Origin of the sequence: Xanthomonas bromi, from assembly GCF_900092025.1 — a bacterium.
In the GTDB taxonomy this organism is placed as follows: domain Bacteria; phylum Pseudomonadota; class Gammaproteobacteria; order Xanthomonadales; family Xanthomonadaceae; genus Xanthomonas; species Xanthomonas bromi.
This window is the reverse complement of sequence record NZ_FLTX01000071.1, coordinates 1-22646: the sequence shown is the minus strand read 5'-3', so window position 1 is coordinate 22646 and position 22646 is coordinate 1. Positions and strand designations below refer to the sequence as shown.

Here is a 22646-nt window from a genome sequence, read left to right as displayed (position 1 = left end):
GACGGTCACCGGGGCGCTAGGCGCCCGCATAAGCAGAATGGAGGGGTGGGTCAGTGCGCGGCGTTCAACACGGCGCCAGGCTGGATCCGCGCCGCACCGGAGGCGACATAGCGCTCACCGGCTTTCAAGCCGTCGAGAATCTGCCAGTCCGTGCCGACCATCGCGCCCGTACGGACCTCGCGCAGTTCGGCCTTGCCGTCCGCGCCCACGACCATCACCGCAGCACTGCCGCCCGGTCGCCGCTGAATCGCTCGCTGCGGCACATAGACCGCGTCGCTGGCGGTGCCGTTCGGCGTTCGCACGCGCACGAACATCCCCGGCAGCAGCAGGTTGTCGCGATTGTCGAATTGCGCGCGCAGCGACACCGTGTCGGTCGCCTCGTCCACCCGCATGTCCGCGAACAGCAGGTCACCCTCGCGCGTTTGGCCGGGCTCGGGAATATCGATGACGACCTTGAGCGGCGCACCGCCTTTGCGGGCACGCCAGCGCAACTTCAGCGCTTCGGCGACCGGACGATTGAAGTCGGCGAAGATCGGGTCGAGCTGTTGTACCAGCGCCATTTCGGTCGCGTCGCCCCCCTGCCCGACCAGCGCGCCCTCAGTGACCAGTGCCCGCCCGATGCGGCCGTCGATCGGCGCACGTACCGTGGCGAAGCCCAGATCCAATTGCGCGGTCTTGAGCGCCGCACGCGCCGACGTAACTGCCGCCTGGGTGCTTTTGAAGTTGCTGCGGGCGGTGTCGAAATCCTGCCGGCTGATCACCTGCCGCTGCACCAGCTGCTGGCTGCGTTCGAACTGGGCGGTGGCATTTTCCAGCTCGGCTTCACTGCGCGTCAGCTCGCCACGTGCACGCGCCACGGCCGCCTCGAACGGTGCGGGGTCGATCTGGAACAGCACCTGCCCTGCTTTGACGTCCGAACCTTCTTCGAACCGGCGTGCCAGCACGATGCCGGCCACGCGCGCGCGAACCTGCGCGACACGCATCGGCGACACACGGCCGGGCAGATCGGTGGTCTGCAACACCTTGCGCGCCTGCGCGGTGGCGATTTCTACCGCCGGCGAAATCGAGGGGTTCGCAGGCGGAGCCGCTTTGCCGCAGGCAGCCAACACGAACGGGACAAAGACGCACAGCGGGAAGAGGTGATAAGCGCGACGGAATGTCACGGCACGAGACCAAAGAGATGACGCGGGCATGATGCGCTAAAGATCCTTATGAATCAAATTTGATTCATAAGGATCATCTTCATATAGCATGTATCATCGCCGCTTCAACCGTTTTTCAAGCTTATGAGCCAGGACGACCACCGCCTTATCCGCCTACTGGCCGCAACGCTGACCCGCCGCCCGCGCAGCACCCTCACCGAGCTGGCCGCTGGCGCGGGGATCAGCCGCGCGACGCTGTACCGGTTTGCCCCGACCCGGGCGGCCATCGTCGAGACGGTCACCGCAGCAGCGTGGGTGCGCCTGCAAGCGGCCCTGTCCAAAGAGCACGCCCCGCCCGATCCCATGGCAAGCCTGCGACACATGACGCACGCGTTGGTCGAGGATCTGGATCTGGTCATCTACATCGTCAACGAGATGGGCATGGAGGGCGCCGAACGCGGCAATACCTATTACGCCGCCCCAGAATGGGAGTCGTTCCAGGCGCGTCTGGATGCGTTTTTCCTGCACGGTCAGCAACACGGCGTCTTCGGCATCGAGATGCCTGCCTCCTGGTGGAGCGACTTCTACCTGTCGTGTCTGTTCGGAGCCGGTTGGGCAGTGGCCACCGGACGGCTGGCGCACGCGTCGGTCGTTCGCGCAGTCCTGACCTCGTTCCTGGAAGGCGCACGTTCCGGCTCAAGAGTGCAATCTCCCTCGCCGTGAGCCGCTGGCGTTACCGCAACCGTTTCGGAAGTTGGAGCGATCGGTCTTTATTGAAGCGGCAGGCCAATTCGCCTGTGGCAGGGCGTGGTATGCAGGCGGTGGTGGCATCACCTACCGCATCATGTGCTGTCGGCGGTTGATGCAGACAATGCATCTCCACGCACCCCGATACGGGCAAGCAAACTATCGAGCGCAGGGTCGAAGGCCCCAAATCTCTCATGTCAGGCAAACATCGGCGCACGTCACCGTGCATCATGCTCACTCACCGCTATGGCGCAGCGCACCCTTGCCTTCCTGCAACTCCCGCTTGAACGGCACGTCCGGTGGCGGTCGCGCGGTTGCGGGTTGATCGTTGAGGTTGGGGTCGCTCAGGCCGCAGCCGCCGCCGAATTGCAGCAGCGAAACCACGCAGCTGATTTTGGTCGTGGTCCCCGGAATTGGGATCTCGATCTTCTTCAGGCCGCGGCGCACCCATTCCTGCAGCAACGTCTGGTTCGGCATCCAATACTTGTCCAGCGAGGTCGGTGTGTAGCCGTACGGCGGACGTTTTAGCCAGGTGCCGCCCTGGGCGATCTGGTCGCGGGTCCAGGTGTCGGTCTCGCTGCCCGGCGGTCCGCGGTCGCCAGCGCCCTTGCCGGCATCGCCGGTTCCGGTGGCCACGTGGACACTGCCATCGGCGTTGAACATGCCGTTGCGCTGGCCGTTGGCACCTGTCGTGTCGCCTTGTCGATTGCGGTCGGATTTGCTCCAGTCGTCGGCATTGTCAGCCACATCCCATCCGCCGCTGCGGTCGGCAGGCGTCGGGCCGGCGTTGCTGCTCGCTGCAGGCTTGGCCGAAGACGATGCCGCTGCCGCCGCGTTGCGGGAATTCTCGGGCTGAGAAGGATTGGACTGCGACTGCGCTGGTTGCACCGCGGTTTGTGCGGACTGCACGGCAGCAGCGGTCGGCTTCGGGTTGGGAGTTGCAGGCGCCGCAGGCGCCGCCGACACAGGCACAGGCGTCGGATCCGGCACGCTCGGCAACTCTGCGGTGCGCACCACGACGTCGGGCATGCGCACCGTCGGCGAGATCTCACGCGGGCGTGCAGCCGGCGCGGTGATGTGCGGGCGCTCGGGGATGACGATGTCGCGCTCGCGTACTGCTGGCGCAGCGGCAGTGCGCACCGCCACGTCTGTGGCCGGGCGCTGCAATTCGCGAAGCTGCGGACGTTCGGTCACCGTCTGGATGTCGCGTTGACGGACTTCAATTTGCGGCGCTGCCGGTTCGATCGCGCGCGGCGTCGGCGTGATCGTGGGTGGCGGCGGTACGGCAAAGTCGTTGGTGGCGACCGGAGTTTCGGTGACCTGCAGCGGCGATTCGATCGTCACAGGCGGCACTTGCACCGTCACTTGCGGAACATCCGCTGTGACCGGCTCGCTGGCAGCGTCCACCGGTTCCGGCGGGTTTTCCTGAGCCTGCGCCGTGTTGGGACGCTCGACCGGATCGGCGGCTGGCTGCGCTGGCGTCGATGGCGTCGGCGTCGGAGCAGATCTACCTGCCGCTATCGATGCACCCGTTTGCGCTGAAGAAGACGCCGCAGTTGCAGCGGCCTGCGCCGACGCCGCAGGCGGCCCTTCCCCGCCCCCCTGCTCTGCCGCGCCATCGCCGATAAAGGTCATCCGTACCCGCGATTCGTCGCCGGGCTTGGTGTCATCCGGCGCCCAACGCACGGTGACCACCCAGATGAGCAGTGCAATGAAACCAAGATGTATCAACACACTGCCGAGCACCGCCAACCAGTGCTGCCGATGCTGATCCTTCGGGCGCGGATCCCAGTGCTGCCACCACAGGCTGCGAAATGCCTGGAATGGCGACAGGATGCCAGCGCCGGCCACGCCACGCTGCGGTGGCTGTGTTCGTGCGCGCAGCGCATCCACCAGATGCCCATCGTTGAATGGCGCAGCCACCTGCCTGCGATTGCCCATCCAGATGCCCCAGCCATACGGCAGGCCCGTGCGCCGATCCAGAATGAGTTTGCTCGGCATGCGCGCGCGCAGTGCCTGCAGCAGATCGGCAGCGGTTATCACCTGTGACGCGGAATCAGGCCGCGCTGTCGCGCGGAATGTACGGTGCGTCGCCGGTGGCGTGGTCGGTGGCATCGCGGACTGCGATCACGCCGGGCACGCGTCCCATCAGGGTCTTTTCGATGCCCTGCTTCAGCGTGACATCTGCCATGCCGCAGCCATGACAGCCACCGCCGAAGCGCAGCAACACCAAGCCGTCGGCCGAGACTTCCTGCACGGCCACACGTCCACCGTGCGATGCCAGCTGCGGATTGATCTCGTTTTCCACCACCCAGCGCACGCGCTCCACCATCGAGGCCGAGTCGGCCGGCGCCTCGCCTTTGATCTTGGGTGCCTTGATGGTCAGCTGCTGGTTGCCAGTGGACTGGGTGACGTAGTCGATCTCGGCACCATCCACCCACGGCACGCTGGCAGCAGCCACATATAGAGTGAAGCCATCGCAGTCGATGGCCCACTCGTCGCCACTCAGGTCCGCAGGCTCTGCGAACTCGAGCCGGGCATCTGCGCGCGGGGTGCCTGGGTCCACTGCGCTCAGGCGCACGCCCATGCCGGGCACGCCCTCACGTTCGATGAGCTTGCGGAAATAGGTTTGGGCTTTGTCGGATATCTGGATCATGCGGGTTATTCTACCGCTCAAAGCGCCCTCGCTCATGGAACACCGTGATCCTGGTGGGTGCGCCGTCCGCCACCCCTGCGAGACCGTCATGACCGATCTGATTCCGCTGGAGCAGGCCCATTGCCTCCCGCGCAAAGGTAGCGACCACAAGCTGGGCGAAGCGCGCCTGGCCGAATTGCTGCCCCAGGTCCCCGGCTGGGAGCTGGCCGAGGCCGGAATAGCACTCACGCGCACGTTCCGCTTCGCCGACTATTACCGCACCCTGGCCTTTGTGAATGCGCTGGCCTGGATCGCCCACCGCGAAGACCACCATCCCGACCTGGGCGTGCATTACGACCGCGTCGTGGTGCGCTATTCCACCCATGACGTGGGCGGGCTGAGCGAGAACGACTTCATCTGCGCGGCCAAGACCGCACAGCTCTACGATCAGGGAATCACTGCATGAACATGTATCGCGCCGCGCTTGCCGGCCTCATCATCGCCACCGGCCTCAGCGGCTGCGGCAAGTCGCCGCAACAGGCGGCCGCGCCCGCGGTCGCGCCCACCGAGCTGGCGGCATTGAAGACGCCACCACCGGAGTACGCGCCGGAGCTGGCTTGCGCCGGAGTCGGTGGCACCACCGTGCTCAAGGTCGTCGTCGGCCCCGAGGGCACACCGACCGATGTCGCGGTGGCGCAGAGCAGCGGCCAGCCCGTGCTCGACGAAGCTGCCCAGAAGCGCGTGCGCGAATGGCAGTTCAAGGCCGCCACCCGCAATGGCCAGGCCGTGCCGCAGACCATCCAGGTGCCGGTCTCGTTCAAGCCGCCGGTGCCGCGTCCGAACGAATGTTTCGCCATCGAAGAACGCGCACGCCGGGGCGGCTGAAGGCAGCCCTGGTCGGCGACGTCCTCTGCCTGCAGGGCACAGGCGCAAAGACAGAATCGCACGCGCAACAGCGCCTTGTTCGTCTTTGCATGAAGTTCGCGCCGGCTTAAAGCTGGCGCAGATGCGCTGGTTTTTCGTGCTCGACACCACGCGTTCGTCATCCAGGCATAGCCATCCTGCGCACGCGGTGGGTCGTGCGCACATTGCGCAGCTGTAATCGCGACGATCCTCTCCGGAGAGTTCTCCATTCCACGAGGTCGTCGCGTCACATGCTTGAAGTCTCATCACACAACGTCTGGATCGCGCTTGCGGTCACGCTGGCTGCCGGACTGGCGACCGGACTCGGCAGCCTCATGGTGGTGTTCGCCAAAAAGCCCAATCCGCGGCTGCTGGCATTCGGGCTGGCTTTCGCTGGTGGGGCGATGGTGTACGTGTCGCTGACGGAGATCCTCAACAAGTCGATCGCTGCCTTTTCCCATGCTTACAACGACAAGCTCGGCTTCACCTTCGGCACGCTGACCTTCCTTGGTGGCATGTTGTTGATCATGGTGATCGATCGCTTGGTGCCGAACCCGCACCAGAGTCTGTCCAGCGACGATCCGCAGTTTCGAGACGACAACCGGGCCTATATCCGCCGGGTTGGTCTGATGACCGCCATTGCGATCACGGCGCACAACTTCCCGGAAGGGTTGGCGACCTTCTTCGCCACGCTGGAAAGCCCGGCGGTGGGCATGCCGCTGGCGTTCGCGATCGCCATCCACAATATTCCCGAAGGCATCGCGATCGCGGTGCCGGTGTATTTCGCCACGCGCAACAAGTTCTACGCAGTGGGCGCCAGCCTGCTCAGCGGATTGGCCGAGCCGGTCGGCGCGAGCATCGGATATCTGGCGTTGTCCAGCGTGCTGTCAGATGCGGTCTTCGGCACGGTGTTCGGGATGATTTCCGGGGTCATGGTGTTTCTTGCACTGGACGAGTTGCTGCCTGCTGCCAAGCGCTACGCACAAGGCCACGAGACGGTGTATGGCTTGGTGTCGGGCATGGGGACGTTGGCGATCAGTCTGGTGTTGTTCCGCTTCGCAACGCCGTAAAGCACCTCGTGCGCGAGCATTGCCAATCGGTATTTTTCCGGGCAGCGAAGTCCAACGCAACAAGAACTGACACTGCCACTTTGATGGTGACGTCGCTGTCTCGCGATTGGCAAGCCCATGCGCGCCGCCTGCCCGCAATCGTTCGCCCGTCATCGCCGCGCACCGTCTTGGCATGCGGCTTCCCGCACGTCTGCTGAACACCATTGCGCCCGGTCGACTAGAGAGCGATTTCAGAAAGCTTCCAGACATTCAAGCCGGCGCATCGTACGCGCGTCATCAACGCACACACAGCGAGGTGCCGTATGCAACGCACATGGTCTCAAGGGCGCCTCACCTGGGCGTTGGCGATCGCATCCACGAGCATGATTGCAGTGGTTGGGTGCCAACGCACCGATGCACCGGCGCCGACCGCCGCCGAGCCTCCTTCTCCCAGTGCGGTCGCAACGCCGGCTTACACGCCGCCCACAGCGGACCAACTTTATCAACTGGTTGCGCCGATCGCCCTGTTTCCGGACAAGTTGCTGGCGCAAACGCTGGCAGCTTCGGTGTATCCCGATCAGGTAGTCACCGCGCAGGAATGGCTGCGCAGCAACAGCGGCTTGAGCACTGCCGATCGCGCGCAGGCCACGGTGTCGCAATCCTGGGATCCGAGCATCAAGGCGCTGACCGCGTTTCCCGATGTGGTCTCCCAACTGGCCGGCAATCTCGATTGGACGCGTGCGCTCGGCGATGCCTATGCCCACGATCCCAACGATGTGCTCAACGCGGTGCAGATCATGCGGCAACGCGCCCAGGCCAGCGGCCACCTGCGCAGCACGCCGCAACAGCAGGTGCAGGTCGCGCGACATGTGGTAGTGACGCCCATTCTGGATGAGGGAAGCATCCCGCCGCCCTCGCAAGTGATCACCATCGAACCAGCGCAGCCGGACGTGGTGTACGTACCGCGCTACGACCCCGGCGTGGTCTACGGCACACCGGTGGATGTCTACCGCGAGTATCGCTACCGCCCGGTCCGCTGGTACGACCAAGGCGACGTCGTCACCACCGGCCTGGTGTCCTTCGGCGTCGGCGTGTTGGTCGGCGGCGCACTCGAACATCATCATGGCTGGTTCGGCTGGGCCGCACCGGCGCCGGCCTGGCACCGTTGGGGCTGGAATAGCTGGGGTGTGGATTGGAACGCGCCGCCGGCCGCACCGCACTACGTGGTCTACCAGAACCATGTCTATGCGCCGCGCACCACCATCATCAACAACCGAAATACTTACATCGATGCACGCTCGTATGTGCATCAGGATCAACGTCATTGGTCCAATTCGACCGCTGCGCCAGCGCCTGTTGCCCGCATGTCGCCGAGCAGCTTCCCGGCAGCGGCGGCCAGCGCACATGGCCTCAGGGCGTTTGCCGCAGCCGCTGCGCCAGCGCCCTCGCCCGCCCAGCCTCATCGTCCGCCCGACTATGCGCACCTGGCCGCGCCGCATTTCAATGCGCAGATGTTGCAGCCGGGACGTCCGGTGGCGCTGAGCGCTTCATCGCCGTCGCCGTCGCCGTCGCCGTCGCCGCATGCTGCCTCACTACCAATGGCGGCGCATCCGATGCAGCCATCGCCTGCTGAGACGCATGCGGCGTCTCGCCTGCAGGCGCCAGCATTCGCATCGCTTGCACCGCCTTCGCGGGCGGCAGACACGCACGCAGCACAGCAGCGCATGGCGCAGTTGCGCTCTGACTCGCGGGAAGCGCAGGAGCAAGCAGCCGCAGCCAACCGCGCACATGCTTTCGTCCCGCCGCGCGATGCATTTGCCAGCCGCGACGGCCACGGCACTCAGTTCCGTGCTACAGCACAACCTGCGTCATGGAAGCCAAGCGTCCAACGGCAACCACAGCTGCCGGCCCGTCCGCAATTCTCGTCCGCTGTCTTGCCACGTGTGGAACATGCGCAGCCGCGGCCACAGCGCGTCGAACCGCGCCCGGTCATGAAGGCCGAGCCGCAGCAACACCCGCAGCGGATGGCTTCCTTCACACCACCGCGGGCCGCTCCGGCACATCCGGCCGAGATGCACCAGCAGCGCCCGCATCCGTCAGGGCAGCCGCAGCGCCATGATCACCGCCACGACAGCTGAGCCAGCGCGCTGACGCAGCCGATCTGGCTGCGTCAGCGACCGAGCTGGTCCAGCGCCGCTGCCAGCTCTGGCGCCAGCGGTGCGCTCAACACGTACGGCGTCTTACCGGCATCCAGGGCGAACTCCAGCGAGGCCGCATGCAGGAACAGCCGCTTTAAACCCAGTTGGTCACGCAGCCGCTTGTTCACGTCAGCTTCGCCATATTTATCGTCACCGGCCACCGGGTGCCCCAGGTGCTGGGCGTGCACGCGGATCTGGTGGGTGCGGCCGGTTTCGATGCGAACTTCGCAATACGAGTGCCCGCCGCGCCGTTCCAGCAACTTGAAATGGCTCAGCGACGGCTTGCCGATCGCATTCACCTGCACGTGCCGCTCGCCGCCCTGGCGCAGGCCAATATGCAAGGGCGCGTCGACCGTCATCACGCCGTCCGGCATCCGCCCGACCAGCAAGGTCAAATAGCGCTTGGTGATACCGCGCCCTTCGACGCGGTCGTCTTCACGCATCAGCGCCTGCAACTCGGTCAGCGCCGAGCGCTTCTTGGCAACGATCAATAGGCCGGAAGTATCGCGATCGAGCCGGTGCACCAGTTCCAGGCTCTGGTTCGGCCGCAGCGCCCGTAAGGTCTCGATCGCGCCGAAGCTGATCCCGCTGCCACCATGACTGGCCACGCCGGATGGCTTGTTGAGCGCCAGCAGGCGCGCGTCCTCGAACACGATTGCCGCCTCCAGCCGCGCCATGAATGACGAAGGCGGTGCCGCCTTGTCGCCCTCTTCGTTGACACGTACCGGCGGAATCCGCACTTCTTCGCCGCCTTCGAGCTTGCGCTCGGCCTTGGCCCGCCCGCCATTCACCCGCACCTGACCGCTGCGCACCAGCTTGTAGATCAGACTGCGCGGGGCACCCTTGAGCTGGCCGAGCAGGAAATTGTCCAGCCGCTGCCCAGCACGGTCTTCCGGAACTTTGAGAATGCGCACGCCGACGCGGTCGGTCGGCGGCTTGGGGGGCTGGGGGTCGGTCATCCGGCTCTTTATTCTGTTACACTCGGCGAGCGAGATAAGGGTTTGATTTTGTTGGAAGTTGATTGGCCAGAAGCCTGACTTCCGATGATTCCGGCACAGTGCGCGACCACCGCCCCCGGGGCGGCCATGTTAGCGGCTCACCGGCCTACCCGGCCATCGCCAGCGGTTTTTGACCGTTGCGCTGACCATGTCCCGTGCGCTGCCCCGGTTTCGTCCGGACGCGGCTGCCGGCCCTGAAACACCTATAAAACTGAAGAAGCGCTCCCGCGGCCTGCCGTGGTGTTGCAGCGCTGGAAACCCTGGTCAGGCCTGTCCGCGCGTTGCGCGAAGGGCCGACAAGCTGTTCCAGAGGCGAAACGTCACGGCGTTCCGCGCGGTAGAGCGCGTGAGGAACGCAACAATGAAGCGAATGCTGATCAACGCAACGCAGGCCGAAGAGCTGCGCGTAGCGATTGTGGACGGCCAGACCCTGTACGACATCGACATCGAACAGCCGTCCAAGGAACAAAAGAAGTCCAACATCTACAAGGGCCGCATCACCCGGCTCGAGCCTTCCCTGGAAGCGGCGTTCGTGGACTACGGCGCAGAGCGTCATGGCTTCCTGCCGCTGAAGGAAATTTCCCGCGATTATTTCCAGGCCGGCGTCGACCATAACAAGTCGACCATTCGCGAGCTGCTGCGCGAAGGCCAGGAAATCGTGGTGCAGGTCGACAAGGAAGAACGCGGCAACAAGGGCGCTGCCCTGACCACGTTCATCTCGCTGGCCGGCCGCTACATGGTGCTGATGCCCAATTCGCCGAGCGCCGGTGGCGTTTCGCGTCGGATCGAGGGCGAAGACCGCGCTGCGCTGAAGGATGCGCTGGACAAGCTCGATATCCCCGACGACATGGGCGTGATCATCCGCACCGCCGGTGTGGGTCGCGATGCCGAAGAACTGCAATGGGATCTGGATTACCTGCTGCAGACATGGAAGGCGATCGCCGAGGCCGCGCTGAGCAAGCCGGCAGCGTTCCTGATCTATCAGGAATCGCGCCTGATCATCCGCGCATTGCGCGACTACCTGCGCGCCGACGTCGGCGAAATCCTGGTCGATACGCCGGAGCTGTATGCCGACGCCCAGGAGTTCATGCAGCAGGTGATGCCGCAGAGCCTGCGCAAGCTCAAGCACTACACCGACGACATTCCGCTGTTCAACCGCTTCCAGATCGAATCGCAGATCGAAGGCGCCTACGAGCGCAACGTGCGCCTGCCCTCGGGCGGCTCGATCGTGGTCGACCAGACCGAAGCCCTGACCGCCGTCGACGTGAACTCCTCGCGTGCCACCAAGGGCAGCGACATCGAAGAAACCGCGTTCCAGACCAATCTGGAAGCGGCCGAAGAAGTCGCGCGCCAGCTGCGCCTGCGCGACCTCGGCGGCCTGGTGGTGATCGACTTCATCGATATGGCCTCGTCCAAGCACCAGCGCGAAGTCGAAAACAAGCTGCAGAACGCGCTCAAGTACGACCGTGCGCGCGTGCAGCTGGGTCGCATCTCGCGCTTCGGCCTGATGGAAATGAGCCGCCAGCGTCTGCGTCCGAGCCTGGGCGAATCCAGCCAGATCGTCTGCCCGCGTTGCGACGGCCATGGCCGCATGCGTAGCGTCGAATCGCTGTCGCTGTCGATCATCCGCGTGGCCGAAGAACACGCCATGAAGGAAAACACCGGGCAGGTGCTGGTCCAGGCCCCGGTGGAGATCGCCAACTACCTGCTCAATGAAAAGCGCAGCGCGCTGCGCGAGATCGAAAATCGCCACGCCTCGCCGATCATCATCGTGGCCGACGAGCAGCTGCAGACCCCGCACTATGAAGTCACGCGTTTGCGCGAGAACGAGTTGGGCGAAGACAGCGGCAAGCCGAGCTACCAGCGCGGCACCCCGCGCAAGTTGCCGGTGCATGCGCTGACCAAGGCGCAGTTGAATATTCCGGCAGCGCCTGCGGTGACCTCGATCAAGCCGAGCCAGCCGGCTCCGGTGCGTGAAGAGGCCCCTGCCCCGGTTGCGCCTGTCGCCGCGCCGGCACCGGTGGTGACCGTGCCGATTCCGGCTCCGGTCACCGGCGTGGTCGGTTGGCTGAAGCGTATTTTCGGTGGCGTGGAGCCGGTCGCTCCCGCGCCGGAATCGACTCCGCGCCCGCGCCAGAACGATGCCGGCCGCAATAACCGTAACGAGCGCGGCGAGCGTGGCGGTCAACGTCGCGATGGTCGCGATGCCCGCAACGGCAATGGTGGCAATCAGCAGCGCGGCAACGGCAACGGTGCCAACAAGGAGCGTCGCGACGAGCGCCGCCAGCCGGCCAACGGCCAGAACGGCCAGGCCGCACAAGCCGGTGCCCAGGCCCAGCAGCAGGTGCAGGCACCCAAGCCGCCGCGCAACGAAGCGCAGGCACCGAAGCAACAGCAACAACAGCAGCAAAAGCCCAAGCAGCAGAACCAGACGCCGCGTCCGCCGCGTGCGCCTGCGCAGCAGGACGGCGCGCCGTCCGAGCGGCAGCCGCGTCCGGCGCGTCAGGATGAGGGCACCGCGGCGGCGCAGACCGTCACCTCGACTGCCGCAACCGCAACGACATCGAGCGTGGTGGCTGCCATTGCCGATGCCGCGGCACCTGCCAATGTGCAGGCCAACGCTAACGAAGCGGCACAGGCACATTCGGTTGACGTCACGGTGAACGAGTCCACCGCTGATCACAGTGCCGACGCAAACGTGGGTGTACCGGGCCAGGATGCCGCGGGCGACGATGCAGCCAATGGCGAAGGCGGAAGCCGTCGCCGCCGCGGTCGTCGGGGCGGTCGTCGTCGTCGTCGTGGCGCCGGTGCCAACGGCGAAGGCGGCGCCAACGTCGATGGTCTGGAAGGCGACGATCTGGACGGCGATACCGACAACGAGCTCGATGGCGACAGCGAGGGTGACGACGCAGGAACGCATGGGCATGCGTCGGCCGCACCGCGCGCCGGCCAGCCGGAGTTCGACTTCGACGACGACGCACCGGCACCGGCCGTGCGCGCCAAGACCGAACCCGCTGCTCAGGCAGTCGCCAAGCCGCGCCCGGTCCCCAAGGAACGTGCGGAGCCACAAAGCGGCAATGACACGTCTTCGACCACCGCGCCGGTTTCCAGCACCCTGCCGGCGTCGCAGCCGCCAGCAGCATCCGTTGCCAAGGCTGACGCCGACCACGAACGCCCTGCTGCGCCGACCGCTACTGCAGAGGCACCAGCCCAGCCCGCGCCGGCTGCCATAGCGTCGACGGCCGTCAATGCCGAGCGTGCGGCAACGCAAGCAGTGGACCAGCGCCCGGCTCCGGTCGCGCAGCAGGCATCCACTGCGCCGGCACCGGTTGCTGTCTCCACAGCCGTGGCATCCACGCCGGCACCTGCGGTGGACCCTGTCGCCGAGGCCGCATCGCCTGCACCGGTCGCTGCTGCGTCGGCTCCGGCAACGCCTGCGGCAACCGATGCTGCGCCAACCAGTCAGCACCAGCCTTCGGCATCAGCGTCGGCAAGTGCTGCTGTATCTGCCGCCGACAAGGCCTCGGCACCGAAGCCCGACCAGCAGCAGCGCACCGCGTCGGCGGAGGTTGCAACGCCTGCGGTGCAATCGGCACCGGTGCAGACGGCAACAGCAACGCCTGCGGCCGATCTATCGGCACCGGCGGCAGCTTCGCAGGCCGCGGTGGTGACGGTCACGTCGCCGCACACCCAATCGTCTGCTTCACAGGCGGCATCGGCCGAGCCGGCGACCACCTCCACGGCAGCAGGTGTGCAGGCCAGTCCGAGCGATGACACCGTGCCAGTGCGTAAGCCATATGCCCCGGTGCAGACCACCTTGCTCGATGCGCTGAGTCCGACCGATGCTGCAACGTCAGCCTCCTCGGCCAGTGAACCTACGGCAGCCCCTGCAGTCGCGCAGCAGGCGGCGGCAGACAAGCCCAAGCCGACGGTGGTGGTGTCCGAGCCAGCAAAGCCTGTTGTCCCGCCGTCTACCGAGGCCGACGAGGCGCAGGATGACGACAGCAACAAGCCGCGTGGGGAGCACTAAGCGTTAGGTGATCGATCAGGCTGGCCTGTGAGTTAACAACAGGCCATGCCGGCATCAAACACAGCGGCCTTCGGGCCGCTGTGTTTTTATGTGCCGCATGCAAACGCGCGCGCGGCTGACGCGCCTACTGAAGTGCAGGCAAGGTTCCCAAGCAGCATGTCCTTCCGCATGGCGGTGATACTGCGCCACTGGTCCCTGATGGCTGCAAGAAACCTCTGACGATCAGGGGCTGCGAGACGCCGCCAGATGTTGCTGGCGCATAACAGCCATCGTTGCGGAAAAGCTGCTTGTACGCAGTGTGTCGTCATGCTCACCACCAAGGCTGCAGGCGGACACCACTATCGTCCCGTCCAGCATGCGCAGATGGAAGGCTGGTCCAATTTGCGCATCTATGCGTTCGCATCTATGCATTGATGCAATCCAGCCGACACCGCTGATGGGCCGATGCGCACCATTCGCCTGCACACGATGAGCCGCTCTACGCGATGTGGTTCAACCCGAGCCCGCCGTGCACCGCAGCGCAATCACTGCGCTGGATTCAATACAACCACTCACAGCACTCTGGATGGATCGGTCAGGCCATACTGGTTGGCAAGCCGGGCCAGGGCGATGTTGTCCTGGATGCCGACCTTTTCGAACAAGCGCGCCTTATGCGTATTGATGGTCTTGGCGCTGAGATTCAGGCGCTTGGCGATGTCTTCCTGGCGCAGGCCTTGGGTCAGCAGTAGGGCCACTTCCAACTCGCGCGGGGACAATGCATCGAACGGCGAGCCGCCACCTTCCAGATTGGACAGCGCCAGATTCTGCGCGATCGTATTGCCGAGATAACGCCGTCCCAGCGCAACTTCACGCACCGCACGCAGCAGTTCGTGCGCGTCGCCGCCCTTGCCCACATAGCCGGACGCCCCCGCTTCGAGCAGTCGCTTGGGCAACGGGCCGTCTTCAAGCACCGACACGATGATGACGCGTGTGCCGTAGTCGCCCTTGACGATGCGTTCGGTAATTTCCAGTCCGCTCACGCCAGGCAAGTGCAGATCGCATAGCACGATGTCCGGCTTAAGCTGACGAACCTGCGGCAATGCGGCTTCGCCGCTCTCCGCCTCGCCCACCACATCGACGTCTACTTCCTTGGACAGAATCATCTTCATGCCTGTACGCACGAGTGCATGATCGTCGATCAGAAAAACTCTGATGGTCATCCTTGTTGTCCTCGCTAGCGGCTGGCTGGTGCAGCCTATCTCCGTGAATAATTCAGGGCAAGCTCGATGCGACGTATTACGTTGAAGTTAGAGCATCAGACGCGTCACTAAAGGATGCGTGACGTGCGCGTAGCGCGATGTCGCAACGTTGCGCCGTGTAACGATGATGCAGGGACCCGCACGACCAGTACATCGGGCAATCCAGTGGCGCCCGGTCAGATTTTCCCTGTATCGACGGGACGTTCTGCATCGACCAACGGGGTCAATTGGGGATCCAGTGCAACGCGTTCGTCGAAGACGAAGCAGCGGCCGTCGTAGCCTTCGCCACCGACCTCCTCGAAATAGCCCAGAATTCCGCCCTCCAGCTGCAGCACGTTGTCCATGCCGTCGGCCTGCATCCACAGCGCGGCCTTTTCGCAGCGAATGCCACCGGTGCAGAAGCTGACCACCGTGGCATCGGCCAGTGCGGCCCGATGCGGTTCGAGGGCGCCAGGCAACTCGGTGAATTTGTCGATGGACAGCGTCAACGCACCCTGGAATGTTCCGTACGCCACCTCCTGCGCGTTGCGCGTGTCCAGCAACACCAGCGGACGGCCGCGATCGTCCTGCCCGTGACGCAGCCACTCGCGCAACACGGCGGGCGTCACCGAAGGCGCACGACCTTGCAGTGGCGATGCATCGTCGCGCCGAAAGCTGATGATTTCCGGCTTGATCTTGACCTTGAGCCGCGCGAACGGCTGATGCGCACTCTCGCTGTACTTGATGCGCATCTGCGCAAAACGCGCATCGGCCTGCAGCCAGACGTAGAACGCGCCGATCTGCTCGGCATCGCCGGCCAGGAACAGGTTGATGCCCTCCTCGGCCACCAGCACCGATCCTTTCAGCGCCTGCTGTTCGGCCTGTGCGAGCACGCTTGCGGCCAGCGTCTGCGGATCCTGGATGGTGACGAACTGGTAGGCGGCGGTATTGGTAATCATGCCGCCATTTTAAAGCCGCCGGCAGCCGCTAGCGAGCACATGAACCGGACGTGCGGCCGGTGGCAGCAGCAACCTCGCCCCCCAAAATCAAACCACACCCTCAGCCGCGCAACAGCAGAAACGGCAGCAACACCAGCGAGGCGACCAGCAGCATACCGATCAGCGTCACGAGCACGAACACCGGCCGTCTACGCAGCAGGGCGCCAAAGGTCTCCGCGGTACCGGCTGCAAGCTCCTCCTGGCGCTGGGCGCGCGCAATCGCGCCGCGCTGCGCCTGGTAGGCATCCATCGCCGCCTTGGCGCGCGGATAGTCGGCATCGTCGCTGAGCCAGATACCTCCGGCAGAGATCCCCCAATTGCTGGGGCGGGTTTCGTAGATCTGCACGCGCTGCTCGCGCATCAGCGCACGCACCTCGTCGGCTTCGTCGTCGGGAACATTGCGCAGATTGAGCAGCAGCTTGGCCATGGCGCGATGATAACGGGAGCCAGGTGCGATAATGGCTGTCCTCCTTTATGGACATGCCCATGCGCCTTGTGCTGACGCTCTGTGCCGCCTTGTTGCTCGCAAGCTGCACGCCCGCCCTGCCGCCCTCCGGTGGCACCATCGCCAGCTTCGAGCGAATCGATCGCACCGTGGGTACCGGCGCAGAAGCCACGCCAGGCGCGGTGGTCAGCGTGCACTACACCGGCTGGTTGTACGACGAGAAAGCCGCCGAAAAACATGGCAAGAAATTCGACAGCTCGGTGGATCGCGCCGAGCCGTTTCAGTTCGTGCTGGGTGGCCACCAGGTCATCCGTGGCTGGGACGACGGCGTTGCCGGCATGCGTGTGGGCGGCAAGCGCACCCTGATGATCCCGCCGGACTACGGCTACAGCGACAACGGCGCAGGCGGCGTCATACCGCCGGGCGCTTCGCTGGTGTTCGATGTGGAATTGCTCGGCGTGCAACCGCGCTGAGTGCGAGAGTGATGATGGATGCGAGCAGACCGCGGCTGGCGGTCATCGGCGGTGGGCCTGCGGGGTTGATGGCTGCCGAAGTGGCGTGCGCTGCTGGGATCGCCGTGGATCTGCACGAGGCAAAAGGCTCGGTGGGGCGCAAATTCCTGATCGCCGGCAAGGGCGGGCTCAATCTCACCCACTCCGATCCGATGCCGCTGTTCGTCCAGCGCTACCGTGAGCGCACGCCAGCGGTGGCGGCGTGGCTGCAGGAGTTCGATGCCGACGCATTGCGCGCCTGGGCGCGCGAGCTGGGCGTGGAGACCTATGTCGGCAGTTCCGGACGGGTGTTTCCGATCGATCGCAAGGCCGCGCCCTTGCTGCGCGGCTGGGTGCGCAGGCTCAAGGACCAGGGCGTTACCTTTCACGTGCAGCATCGCTGGCTGGGATGGAGCGCTGACGGTGCGCTGCGATTCGCCACACCGGCCGGCACTGTCGATCGCCAGGCGGATGCAACGGTGCTGGCGCTGGGTGGCGGCAGTTGGCCGCAGCTCGGTTCCGATGGCGCCTGGCAGGCACCGCTGCAGCAGCACGGCATCGCCGTGCGCCCATTGGTGCCGGCCAACTGCGGCTTCGATCTCGACTGGAGTGCGCATTTCGCGCAACGGCATGCGGGCGCTCCGCTCAAACCGGTGGTCGCGCATTGGCGCGACAGCGCGGGCGTGCAGCACGCGCTACAAGGCGAATGCGTGATCACTGAAACCGGGATCGAGGGCAGCCTGATCTATGCCATCGCGGCGGAGTTGCGTACGCAGATCGATGTGCATGGCGTGGCCGAATTGGCACTGGATCTGCTACCCGACCGTTCGCTGGAGCGCGTTGACACCGAGCTGGCCAGGCCGCGCAAGGGGCGCAGTTTCAGCGAACATCTGCGCCGTCAGGTCGGTATCGAGGGCGTCAAGGCCGCACTGGTCTACGAACTGCTCGGCAAACAGGCCGGCGACGATTCGGCGTTGGTGGCACGCACGCTGAAGCAATTGCCGCTGCGCCTGCTGCGGCCACGCCCGCTTGCAGAGGCGATCAGCTCGGCCGGTGGCGTGGAACTGGAGGCGCTGGACGCGCAGTTGATGGCCCTGGCGTGCCCCGGGGTGTTCTGCGCTGGCGAAATGCTGGACTGGGAAGCGCCGACCGGCGGCTATCTGCTGACCGCCTGCTTTGCCAGCGGGCGTCGCGCTGGGCTCGGTGCGATCGAGTGGCTAACGCGGCACGGCAATCGAATTACAGCCGATCGCTGACGACCACGCGCGGCCACACCGATTTGACGTCGTAGACCACCGCACCCGGCTTGCCCAGTGCAGCAATGCGCTGGGCGTCGTAGTCGCGATACTGCGCATGCGCCACCGCCAGCACGACGGCGTCGTACGCGCCCTCCTCCGGGCTCTCGCATAACTGCACGCCGGCATGCAACAGCGCCTCTGCAGGGTCGGCCCAGGGATCGCAGGTGTCGACCTGCACACCGGCCGCCTGCAGCAATTGCACCAGCTCCAGCGCTCGGCTGTTGCGCAGGTCCGGGCAGTTTTCCTTGAAGGTGGCGCCCAATACCAGCACCCTCGCCTGAACGAGCGCAACGCCGCGCATCGCCAGCATGCCGCAGACCCGCTCGGCCACGTGCCGGCCCACACGGTTATTGACTTGCCGCGCGGTGTGGATCAAGTCGGGGTGGTAGCCCACGCTTTCGGATTTGTGCATCAGGTAGTACGGGTCCACCCCGATGCAATGCCCGCCGACCAGGCCGGGGCGGAACGGCAGGAAATTCCATTTGGTGCCTGCCGCTTCCAGGACATCGAGCGTGTCGATGCCAAGCTTGTCGAAGATCAACGCCAGCTCGTTGACCAGCGCGATGTTGACGTCGCGCTGGATGTTCTCCACCACCTTGGCCGCTTCGGCCACGCGCATCGATGGCGCGCGCCAGGTGCCGGCAGTGATGATGCTGGTATACAGCGCATCGACCGCATCTGCCGCCTGCGGCGTGGAACCGGACGTGATCTTGCGGATATCGCGCAAGCGCCGTTGCCGGTCGCCCGGATTGACCCGCTCCGGACTGTAGCCGCAGAAAAAATCGGTGTTGAAACGCAGGCCGGACACCGCTTCCAGCAACGGCACGCAGACTTCTTCGGTGGTGCCCGGATAGACGGTCGATTCGTAGATCACCAGATCGCCCGGCTTGAGCGCGGCAGCGATCAACGTGGTGGCGCTGCGCAACGGCTTCAGATCCGGTTGTTCGAAACTGTCGATCGGCGTCGGCACGGTGACGATAAAGATGCTGCACATCGCCAGGTCCTCGGCGGCCGCGCTATAGCGCAGCTGAGTGGCCGCAGCCAGTTCGCCATCGTCCAGTTCCAGCGTGGCATCGTGCCCTTCGCGCAACTGCGCAACCCGCTGCGCATCGATGTCGAAACCCAGGGTGTCGCGCTGCTCGCCAAACGCCACGGCCAGTGGCAAGCCGACATAGCCCAGCCCGATGACGGCGATGCGTGCGTGCTGCGGTTGGACAAGCGTGGGGCCGGACATGCAATTCCTCGGAAGCGCGCGATCGGTTGCCGCGCAGCTGTGCGGCGGCAGCATAGCGCACGCGGGATTTGGACCGGCAGTGGGCGCGATCTTCGTCTGGAGATTCACAATCGCCGCGCAATCAGGCACGCTATCGCCATGCCCGGGTGGCGAAATTGGTAGACGCAAGGGACTTAAAATCCCTCAGCTGCGAGGCTATGCGGGTTCGACCCCCGCCCCGGGCACACTTCCGTCGCGCGGTCCCGGCCGGGCGACCCCCGCATGTACCACGGTTCCCGCAGCGCGGGCTTGGCCGAAGAAGCCGGTGGATGAGTGTGATGATGGCTGCTTCGCAAGGCGATGAACACGCCGATACGCAGGTCTGCGGGCCAGTGCTTGCCAGAACACCAGCACCGTCCGGTGGCCCGATGGTCGATTCGCTGCCATCCATTCGTGCGCGCTGGCAGTACGCACTGCCGTGCCTGGATGCCAGGGTACTGAGCGTGCAGGTGATCGCATTCGAGCTGGAGCGGTTCTCGCCCGATGCGTTTGATAGATGCGATATCGCATGCCCCGATCCGATCGCCCGTAGCGTCCACAAGCGGCAGGCCGAATACTTCTTCGGACGATTGGCCGCACGCGAGAGCGCACGTCAGCAGGCTTCCCTTCCAACCGACAGCGTGCCCCAGATCGCCATTGGTAGTTCACGCGCACCGGTGTGGCCGGCTCAGTCGATCGGTAGTATTTCGCACACCAGCAAGTTTGCAGCCGCTGCGGTAGCGCCCTCGGATGGATGGCGTGGAATCGGGATCGATCTCGAGCACATCGTTGATGCCAGCACACGCGAGGCGCTGCTGAGTACGGTTGTCGACCACTCCGAACGCTTGCTGCTGCAGTCGATCTGCGCGTCGACCGACTGCGCATTGGACGTCTTGCTGACGCTGGTTTTTTCCGCCAAGGAAAGTCTCTTCAAGGCGAGTTTTTCGGCCGTTGGACGTTACTTCGATTTTTCGAGTGCGCGCCTTGTTGCACTAAGCCTTCGCGCTGGACGGGTTCGCCTGCAGCTGTGCGAACAACTGTGCCCTGAGTTGCTGTTAGGGCAGCAGTGCGAGATCGGTTTTGGATTCGTCGATCCACACACCATCATGACCTACCGCGTTTGGTAACGGGCAATTGGCTGGATGCTGACCACCCTCGGTCAGGCGAATGCGACAAGGACTGATCGTCAATGGCTGCTGGCAGCCTGGCAAGGCTTTGGGTCACTCCACCAAGAGGGCGCCCCATGCGCTTGGTGCCGAGCACTTGGCAGAGTGCCGCAAGGGGGACGTATGTTGCGACTCGGCGCACCTGGAGGGGCACGCCGAGCCGGATCGTCGTTAAAGCTACAGCTGCGTCCTGCCCGGTGCTTGAGATTCTCCGTCGATCGCTGGCGCCCACCACTTCGCAAACTGCTCGACATGCGGTGCACGCAGCATCGTGAAGTGATCGCCAGGCCCCTGCCAGACGTCCAAGTGTGGAGCAAGTGCGCTCCAGGAAGCGCGCCTAATGCAGTGCTCCAGCTGGTTCTGCTCGACATCCTGGAGCGGATCATCGGCCAGCACCAGCCGTATCGGCCCGTCATACTGCCTTGCAGGTGCATATACCGTGCGTAATGCCATGCCGAACACCTGCACCATGCCTTGAATCGTGCCGGGCATCGAGCGCTGCGGCAACAGGCCTGCCCGGACCATCCCGGCATGAACAGCGTGCAATTGCGCGGCGTGATCCATCGCTCGAAGGTGCTCCAGGGAAATGCCGAAATCGACGCCACTGGAAAGCTCTAACGACTCGATCAAGCGCTCCAGGACCTCAGTCGCGGTATGCGGTCTACCCACCACGCCTTGGCCTCCGGGTACTTCTGAGTCGACCAGCGTCAGCGATGCGACGGCAAATCCTTGCATCCTGAGAATGCAAGCCATCTCCAGGGCCACCCAGCCGCCGAACGAATGTCCAAGTAAATGGACGGCGCGATCAGGGATCACCTCTGCCAATGCACGCACGTACGCCTGCGCCGCAACTTCGACGCTGCCGTAGGGAAGATATTCCCTATCTAGGCCGCGTGGCTGCATCCCGTACACCGGCCATGACGTGCCTAGCGCTAACGATAGATCGACAAATCCCGCAACGTTGTCGCCCGCTCCGGGCACACAGATCAACGGCGTCCTGTTGGGCAGACCCTTATGGATACAGGTCAGCGGATGATGCCTGTGCTGACGATGCGCCGGGGTGTGGCTGGCGGCATCCAGCGCACTGCTCAGTTCCTTCCCCAATGCGGGAACGTTCGATGTGTCAAAGAGCGTCATGTGGTTCCCTGGCACCACCACGCTTTTGAGCATCCCCGCGGGCAACAGGCGTTTCCAGCCAAGCTCGGCATTGCTGGAGGCATGGTCTGGTAACCCATCGGCCGCAGCGAACAGATGCACGGGCGTTGTGATCGGCATCGGTACATAGTGAGTGTACGCATGCCGATGCGCGGCGTCGCGTACCAGATTGTTCAATAGCGTGGTGTCGCTATGGCCCACCCACTGCGTGGGTAGCCAGTTGCGCTGGCGGACGAGGGAAAGCAGCCCCTTTATTTTCCATTGCTGTACTTTTTCACACAGCGCAGTCAGACACTGCTTCGACGATTGCGGATCGTCATGCTCCGCTGTTGCCGCCAGGCAGTGCTGCAGTAATGCATAGCACTGGGTAAGTTCCGGGGTCGGCAAGGCCGGACCCAGAGAGATCTGCGAGGGATGATAGGTATCGATCAAGCCCACGAACTCGACCTGCTCATCGCATGCAATCAACTGGATGGCCATTTCATATGCAAGCAGGCCCCCGAAGGACCAACCAGCGATTCGATACGGTCCTTTTGCCTGCACGGTACGCATATGTGCAAGCAGACGCCTGGCAAGTTCTTCCACCGTGTATGGCTGATATTCGCCCAAAGGAGTCGCCGGCAGGCCATAAATCGGCACATCCGCTTCGATGTGTTTTTCTGCGACCGCAAAATAAAGATCCAGCCCAGTGAAATCATGCACGAAGAAAAGAGGGTGCTGCGTGCCGACGGTGCGCAAGGAAATCACCCCGGATGTCACCGGGTCGTGCAAGGCACCCTGGTGGCGCTGGATCGCCATTGCCATCGCGTGAAGCGTGGAATGCTGCTGCAGTTCGCCCAGTGGGGTCGTCAACTGCGTCCGCTCCAACAAGCTGCTGAGACGAACCAGCAGGAGTGAATGCCCACCCAAGGCAAAGAAATCA

General features: G+C 64.5%; 18 protein-coding genes and 1 tRNA gene. 10 read left to right on the top strand and 9 right to left on the bottom strand.

Going from position 1 to position 22646, the window contains the following annotated elements:
* Positions 1 to 50: 50 nt before the first annotated feature.
* Positions 51 to 1163 carry an efflux RND transporter periplasmic adaptor subunit gene (locus XBLMG947_RS18945; protein WP_065470123.1) on the bottom strand — a complete coding sequence of 371 codons (1113 nt, stop codon included), beginning with the start codon at positions 1161 to 1163 and terminating at the stop codon, positions 51 to 53.
* 123 nt (positions 1164 to 1286) lie between these two features.
* Between XBLMG947_RS18945 and XBLMG947_RS18940 the strand changes: the two genes are divergently transcribed.
* Positions 1287 to 1865 (top strand): TetR/AcrR family transcriptional regulator, encoded by a 579-nt coding sequence (locus tag XBLMG947_RS18940; RefSeq protein WP_065470122.1) that lies wholly within the window; start codon positions 1287 to 1289, stop codon positions 1863 to 1865.
* A gap of 258 nt (positions 1866 to 2123) precedes the next feature.
* Here the strand turns inward: XBLMG947_RS18940 and XBLMG947_RS18935 are convergent, their stop codons facing one another.
* Positions 2124 to 3932, bottom strand: a complete 1809-nt coding sequence (locus XBLMG947_RS18935) for a transmembrane repetitive protein (protein ID WP_065470121.1) — start codon at positions 3930 to 3932, stop codon at positions 2124 to 2126.
* 13 nt (positions 3933 to 3945) lie between these two features.
* Positions 3946 to 4545, bottom strand: coding sequence for an NfuA family Fe-S biogenesis protein (locus XBLMG947_RS18930; protein WP_065470120.1), 600 nt, complete (start codon positions 4543 to 4545; stop codon positions 3946 to 3948).
* An 88-nt stretch (positions 4546 to 4633) separates the two neighbouring features.
* Here XBLMG947_RS18930 and XBLMG947_RS18925 point away from each other — a divergent pair, with 88 nt between their 5' ends.
* The 4 genes from XBLMG947_RS18925 to XBLMG947_RS18910 all read left to right on the top strand — a co-directional run bounded on the left by XBLMG947_RS18925 (position 4634) and on the right by XBLMG947_RS18910 (position 8614).
* Entirely contained in the window at positions 4634 to 4990 is a 357-nt protein-coding gene (locus tag XBLMG947_RS18925; protein ID WP_065470119.1) for a 4a-hydroxytetrahydrobiopterin dehydratase, read from the top strand.
* Positions 4987 to 5409 (top strand): energy transducer TonB, encoded by a 423-nt coding sequence (locus XBLMG947_RS18920; protein WP_065470118.1) that lies wholly within the window; start codon positions 4987 to 4989, stop codon positions 5407 to 5409. Before XBLMG947_RS18925 ends, XBLMG947_RS18920 begins: the two co-directional genes overlap by 4 nt.
* Before the next feature lie 269 nt (positions 5410 to 5678).
* On the top strand, positions 5679 to 6497 hold the full coding sequence (gene zupT / locus XBLMG947_RS18915) for a zinc transporter ZupT (RefSeq protein ID WP_065470117.1): 819 nt from the start codon (positions 5679 to 5681) through the stop codon (positions 6495 to 6497).
* 302 nt (positions 6498 to 6799) lie between these two features.
* Entirely contained in the window at positions 6800 to 8614 is a 1815-nt protein-coding gene (locus XBLMG947_RS18910) for a DUF3300 domain-containing protein (RefSeq protein ID WP_065470116.1), read from the top strand.
* A gap of 32 nt (positions 8615 to 8646) precedes the next feature.
* Here the strand turns inward: XBLMG947_RS18910 and XBLMG947_RS18905 are convergent, their stop codons facing one another.
* Positions 8647 to 9633, bottom strand: a complete 987-nt coding sequence (locus tag XBLMG947_RS18905; RefSeq protein ID WP_065470115.1) for an RluA family pseudouridine synthase — start codon at positions 9631 to 9633, stop codon at positions 8647 to 8649.
* 409 nt (positions 9634 to 10042) lie between these two features.
* Here XBLMG947_RS18905 and XBLMG947_RS18900 point away from each other — a divergent pair, with 409 nt between their 5' ends.
* On the top strand, positions 10043 to 13702 hold the full coding sequence (locus XBLMG947_RS18900) for an Rne/Rng family ribonuclease (RefSeq protein WP_065470114.1): 3660 nt from the start codon (positions 10043 to 10045) through the stop codon (positions 13700 to 13702).
* A gap of 551 nt (positions 13703 to 14253) precedes the next feature.
* On the opposite strand, the gene XBLMG947_RS18895 is transcribed toward XBLMG947_RS18900, so the two are convergent.
* From XBLMG947_RS18895 to XBLMG947_RS18885, 3 genes are all read right to left on the bottom strand, one after another.
* Positions 14254 to 14901, bottom strand: coding sequence for a response regulator (locus XBLMG947_RS18895; RefSeq protein ID WP_065470113.1), 648 nt, complete (start codon positions 14899 to 14901; stop codon positions 14254 to 14256).
* Between the two features lie 215 nt (positions 14902 to 15116).
* The gene (locus tag XBLMG947_RS18890) at positions 15117 to 15878 is read right to left on the bottom strand and encodes a sulfurtransferase (protein ID WP_065470112.1); all 762 of its coding nucleotides are present in this window, start codon (positions 15876 to 15878) and stop codon (positions 15117 to 15119) included.
* Between the two features lie 100 nt (positions 15879 to 15978).
* Positions 15979 to 16344, bottom strand: a complete 366-nt coding sequence (locus tag XBLMG947_RS18885; protein WP_065470111.1) for a DUF6164 family protein — start codon at positions 16342 to 16344, stop codon at positions 15979 to 15981.
* 59 nt (positions 16345 to 16403) lie between these two features.
* On the opposite strand from XBLMG947_RS18885, the gene XBLMG947_RS18880 reads away from it, so the two are divergent.
* The gene (locus XBLMG947_RS18880; protein ID WP_065470138.1) at positions 16404 to 16835 is read left to right on the top strand and encodes an FKBP-type peptidyl-prolyl cis-trans isomerase; all 432 of its coding nucleotides are present in this window, start codon (positions 16404 to 16406) and stop codon (positions 16833 to 16835) included.
* A gap of 11 nt (positions 16836 to 16846) precedes the next feature.
* Positions 16847 to 18109: a TIGR03862 family flavoprotein gene (locus tag XBLMG947_RS18875; RefSeq protein WP_065470110.1), complete on the top strand. Its 1263-nt coding sequence runs from the start codon at positions 16847 to 16849 to the stop codon at positions 18107 to 18109.
* On the opposite strand, the gene XBLMG947_RS18870 is transcribed toward XBLMG947_RS18875, so the two are convergent.
* Positions 18093 to 19385 carry a nucleotide sugar dehydrogenase gene (locus XBLMG947_RS18870; RefSeq protein ID WP_065470109.1) on the bottom strand — a complete coding sequence of 431 codons (1293 nt, stop codon included), beginning with the start codon at positions 19383 to 19385 and terminating at the stop codon, positions 18093 to 18095. The genes XBLMG947_RS18875 and XBLMG947_RS18870 overlap by 17 nt on opposite strands.
* Before the next feature lie 140 nt (positions 19386 to 19525).
* Between XBLMG947_RS18870 and XBLMG947_RS18865 the strand changes: the two genes are divergently transcribed.
* A tRNA-Leu gene (locus XBLMG947_RS18865) sits at positions 19526 to 19609 on the top strand.
* Positions 19610 to 19867: 258 nt separating this feature from the next.
* Complete coding sequence (locus XBLMG947_RS18860) at positions 19868 to 20530, top strand: 4'-phosphopantetheinyl transferase family protein (RefSeq protein WP_245228257.1); 663 nt, start codon at positions 19868 to 19870, stop codon at positions 20528 to 20530.
* 216 nt (positions 20531 to 20746) lie between these two features.
* Here the strand turns inward: XBLMG947_RS18860 and XBLMG947_RS18855 are convergent.
* A partial coding sequence (locus XBLMG947_RS18855) for a thioesterase domain-containing protein (RefSeq protein ID WP_139074433.1) occupies positions 20747 to 22646 on the bottom strand: 1900 nt, incomplete at its 5' end.

Bases quoted from the DNA above. Each gene is read 5' to 3' on its own strand.
- XBLMG947_RS18940 (WP_065470122.1), top strand. From the start codon at position 1,287: ATGAGCCAGGACGACCACCGCCTTATCCGCCTACTGGCCGCAACGCTG.
- XBLMG947_RS18930 (WP_065470120.1), bottom strand. From the start codon at position 4,545: ATGATCCAGATATCCGACAAAGCCCAAACCTATTTCCGCAAGCTCATC.
- XBLMG947_RS18925 (WP_065470119.1), top strand. From the start codon at position 4,634: ATGACCGATCTGATTCCGCTGGAGCAGGCCCATTGCCTCCCGCGCAAA.
- XBLMG947_RS18920 (WP_065470118.1), top strand. From the start codon at position 4,987: ATGAACATGTATCGCGCCGCGCTTGCCGGCCTCATCATCGCCACCGGC.
- zupT (WP_065470117.1), top strand. From the start codon at position 5,679: ATGCTTGAAGTCTCATCACACAACGTCTGGATCGCGCTTGCGGTCACG.
- XBLMG947_RS18910 (WP_065470116.1), top strand. From the start codon at position 6,800: ATGCAACGCACATGGTCTCAAGGGCGCCTCACCTGGGCGTTGGCGATC.
- XBLMG947_RS18905 (WP_065470115.1), bottom strand. From the start codon at position 9,633: ATGACCGACCCCCAGCCCCCCAAGCCGCCGACCGACCGCGTCGGCGTG.
- XBLMG947_RS18900 (WP_065470114.1), top strand. From the start codon at position 10,043: ATGCTGATCAACGCAACGCAGGCCGAAGAGCTGCGCGTAGCGATTGTG.
- XBLMG947_RS18895 (WP_065470113.1), bottom strand. From the start codon at position 14,901: ATGACCATCAGAGTTTTTCTGATCGACGATCATGCACTCGTGCGTACA.
- XBLMG947_RS18890 (WP_065470112.1), bottom strand. From the start codon at position 15,878: ATGATTACCAATACCGCCGCCTACCAGTTCGTCACCATCCAGGATCCG.
- XBLMG947_RS18885 (WP_065470111.1), bottom strand. From the start codon at position 16,344: ATGGCCAAGCTGCTGCTCAATCTGCGCAATGTTCCCGACGACGAAGCC.
- XBLMG947_RS18880 (WP_065470138.1), top strand. From the start codon at position 16,404: ATGCGCCTTGTGCTGACGCTCTGTGCCGCCTTGTTGCTCGCAAGCTGC.
- XBLMG947_RS18875 (WP_065470110.1), top strand. From the start codon at position 16,847: ATGATGGATGCGAGCAGACCGCGGCTGGCGGTCATCGGCGGTGGGCCT.
- XBLMG947_RS18870 (WP_065470109.1), bottom strand. From the start codon at position 19,385: ATGTCCGGCCCCACGCTTGTCCAACCGCAGCACGCACGCATCGCCGTC.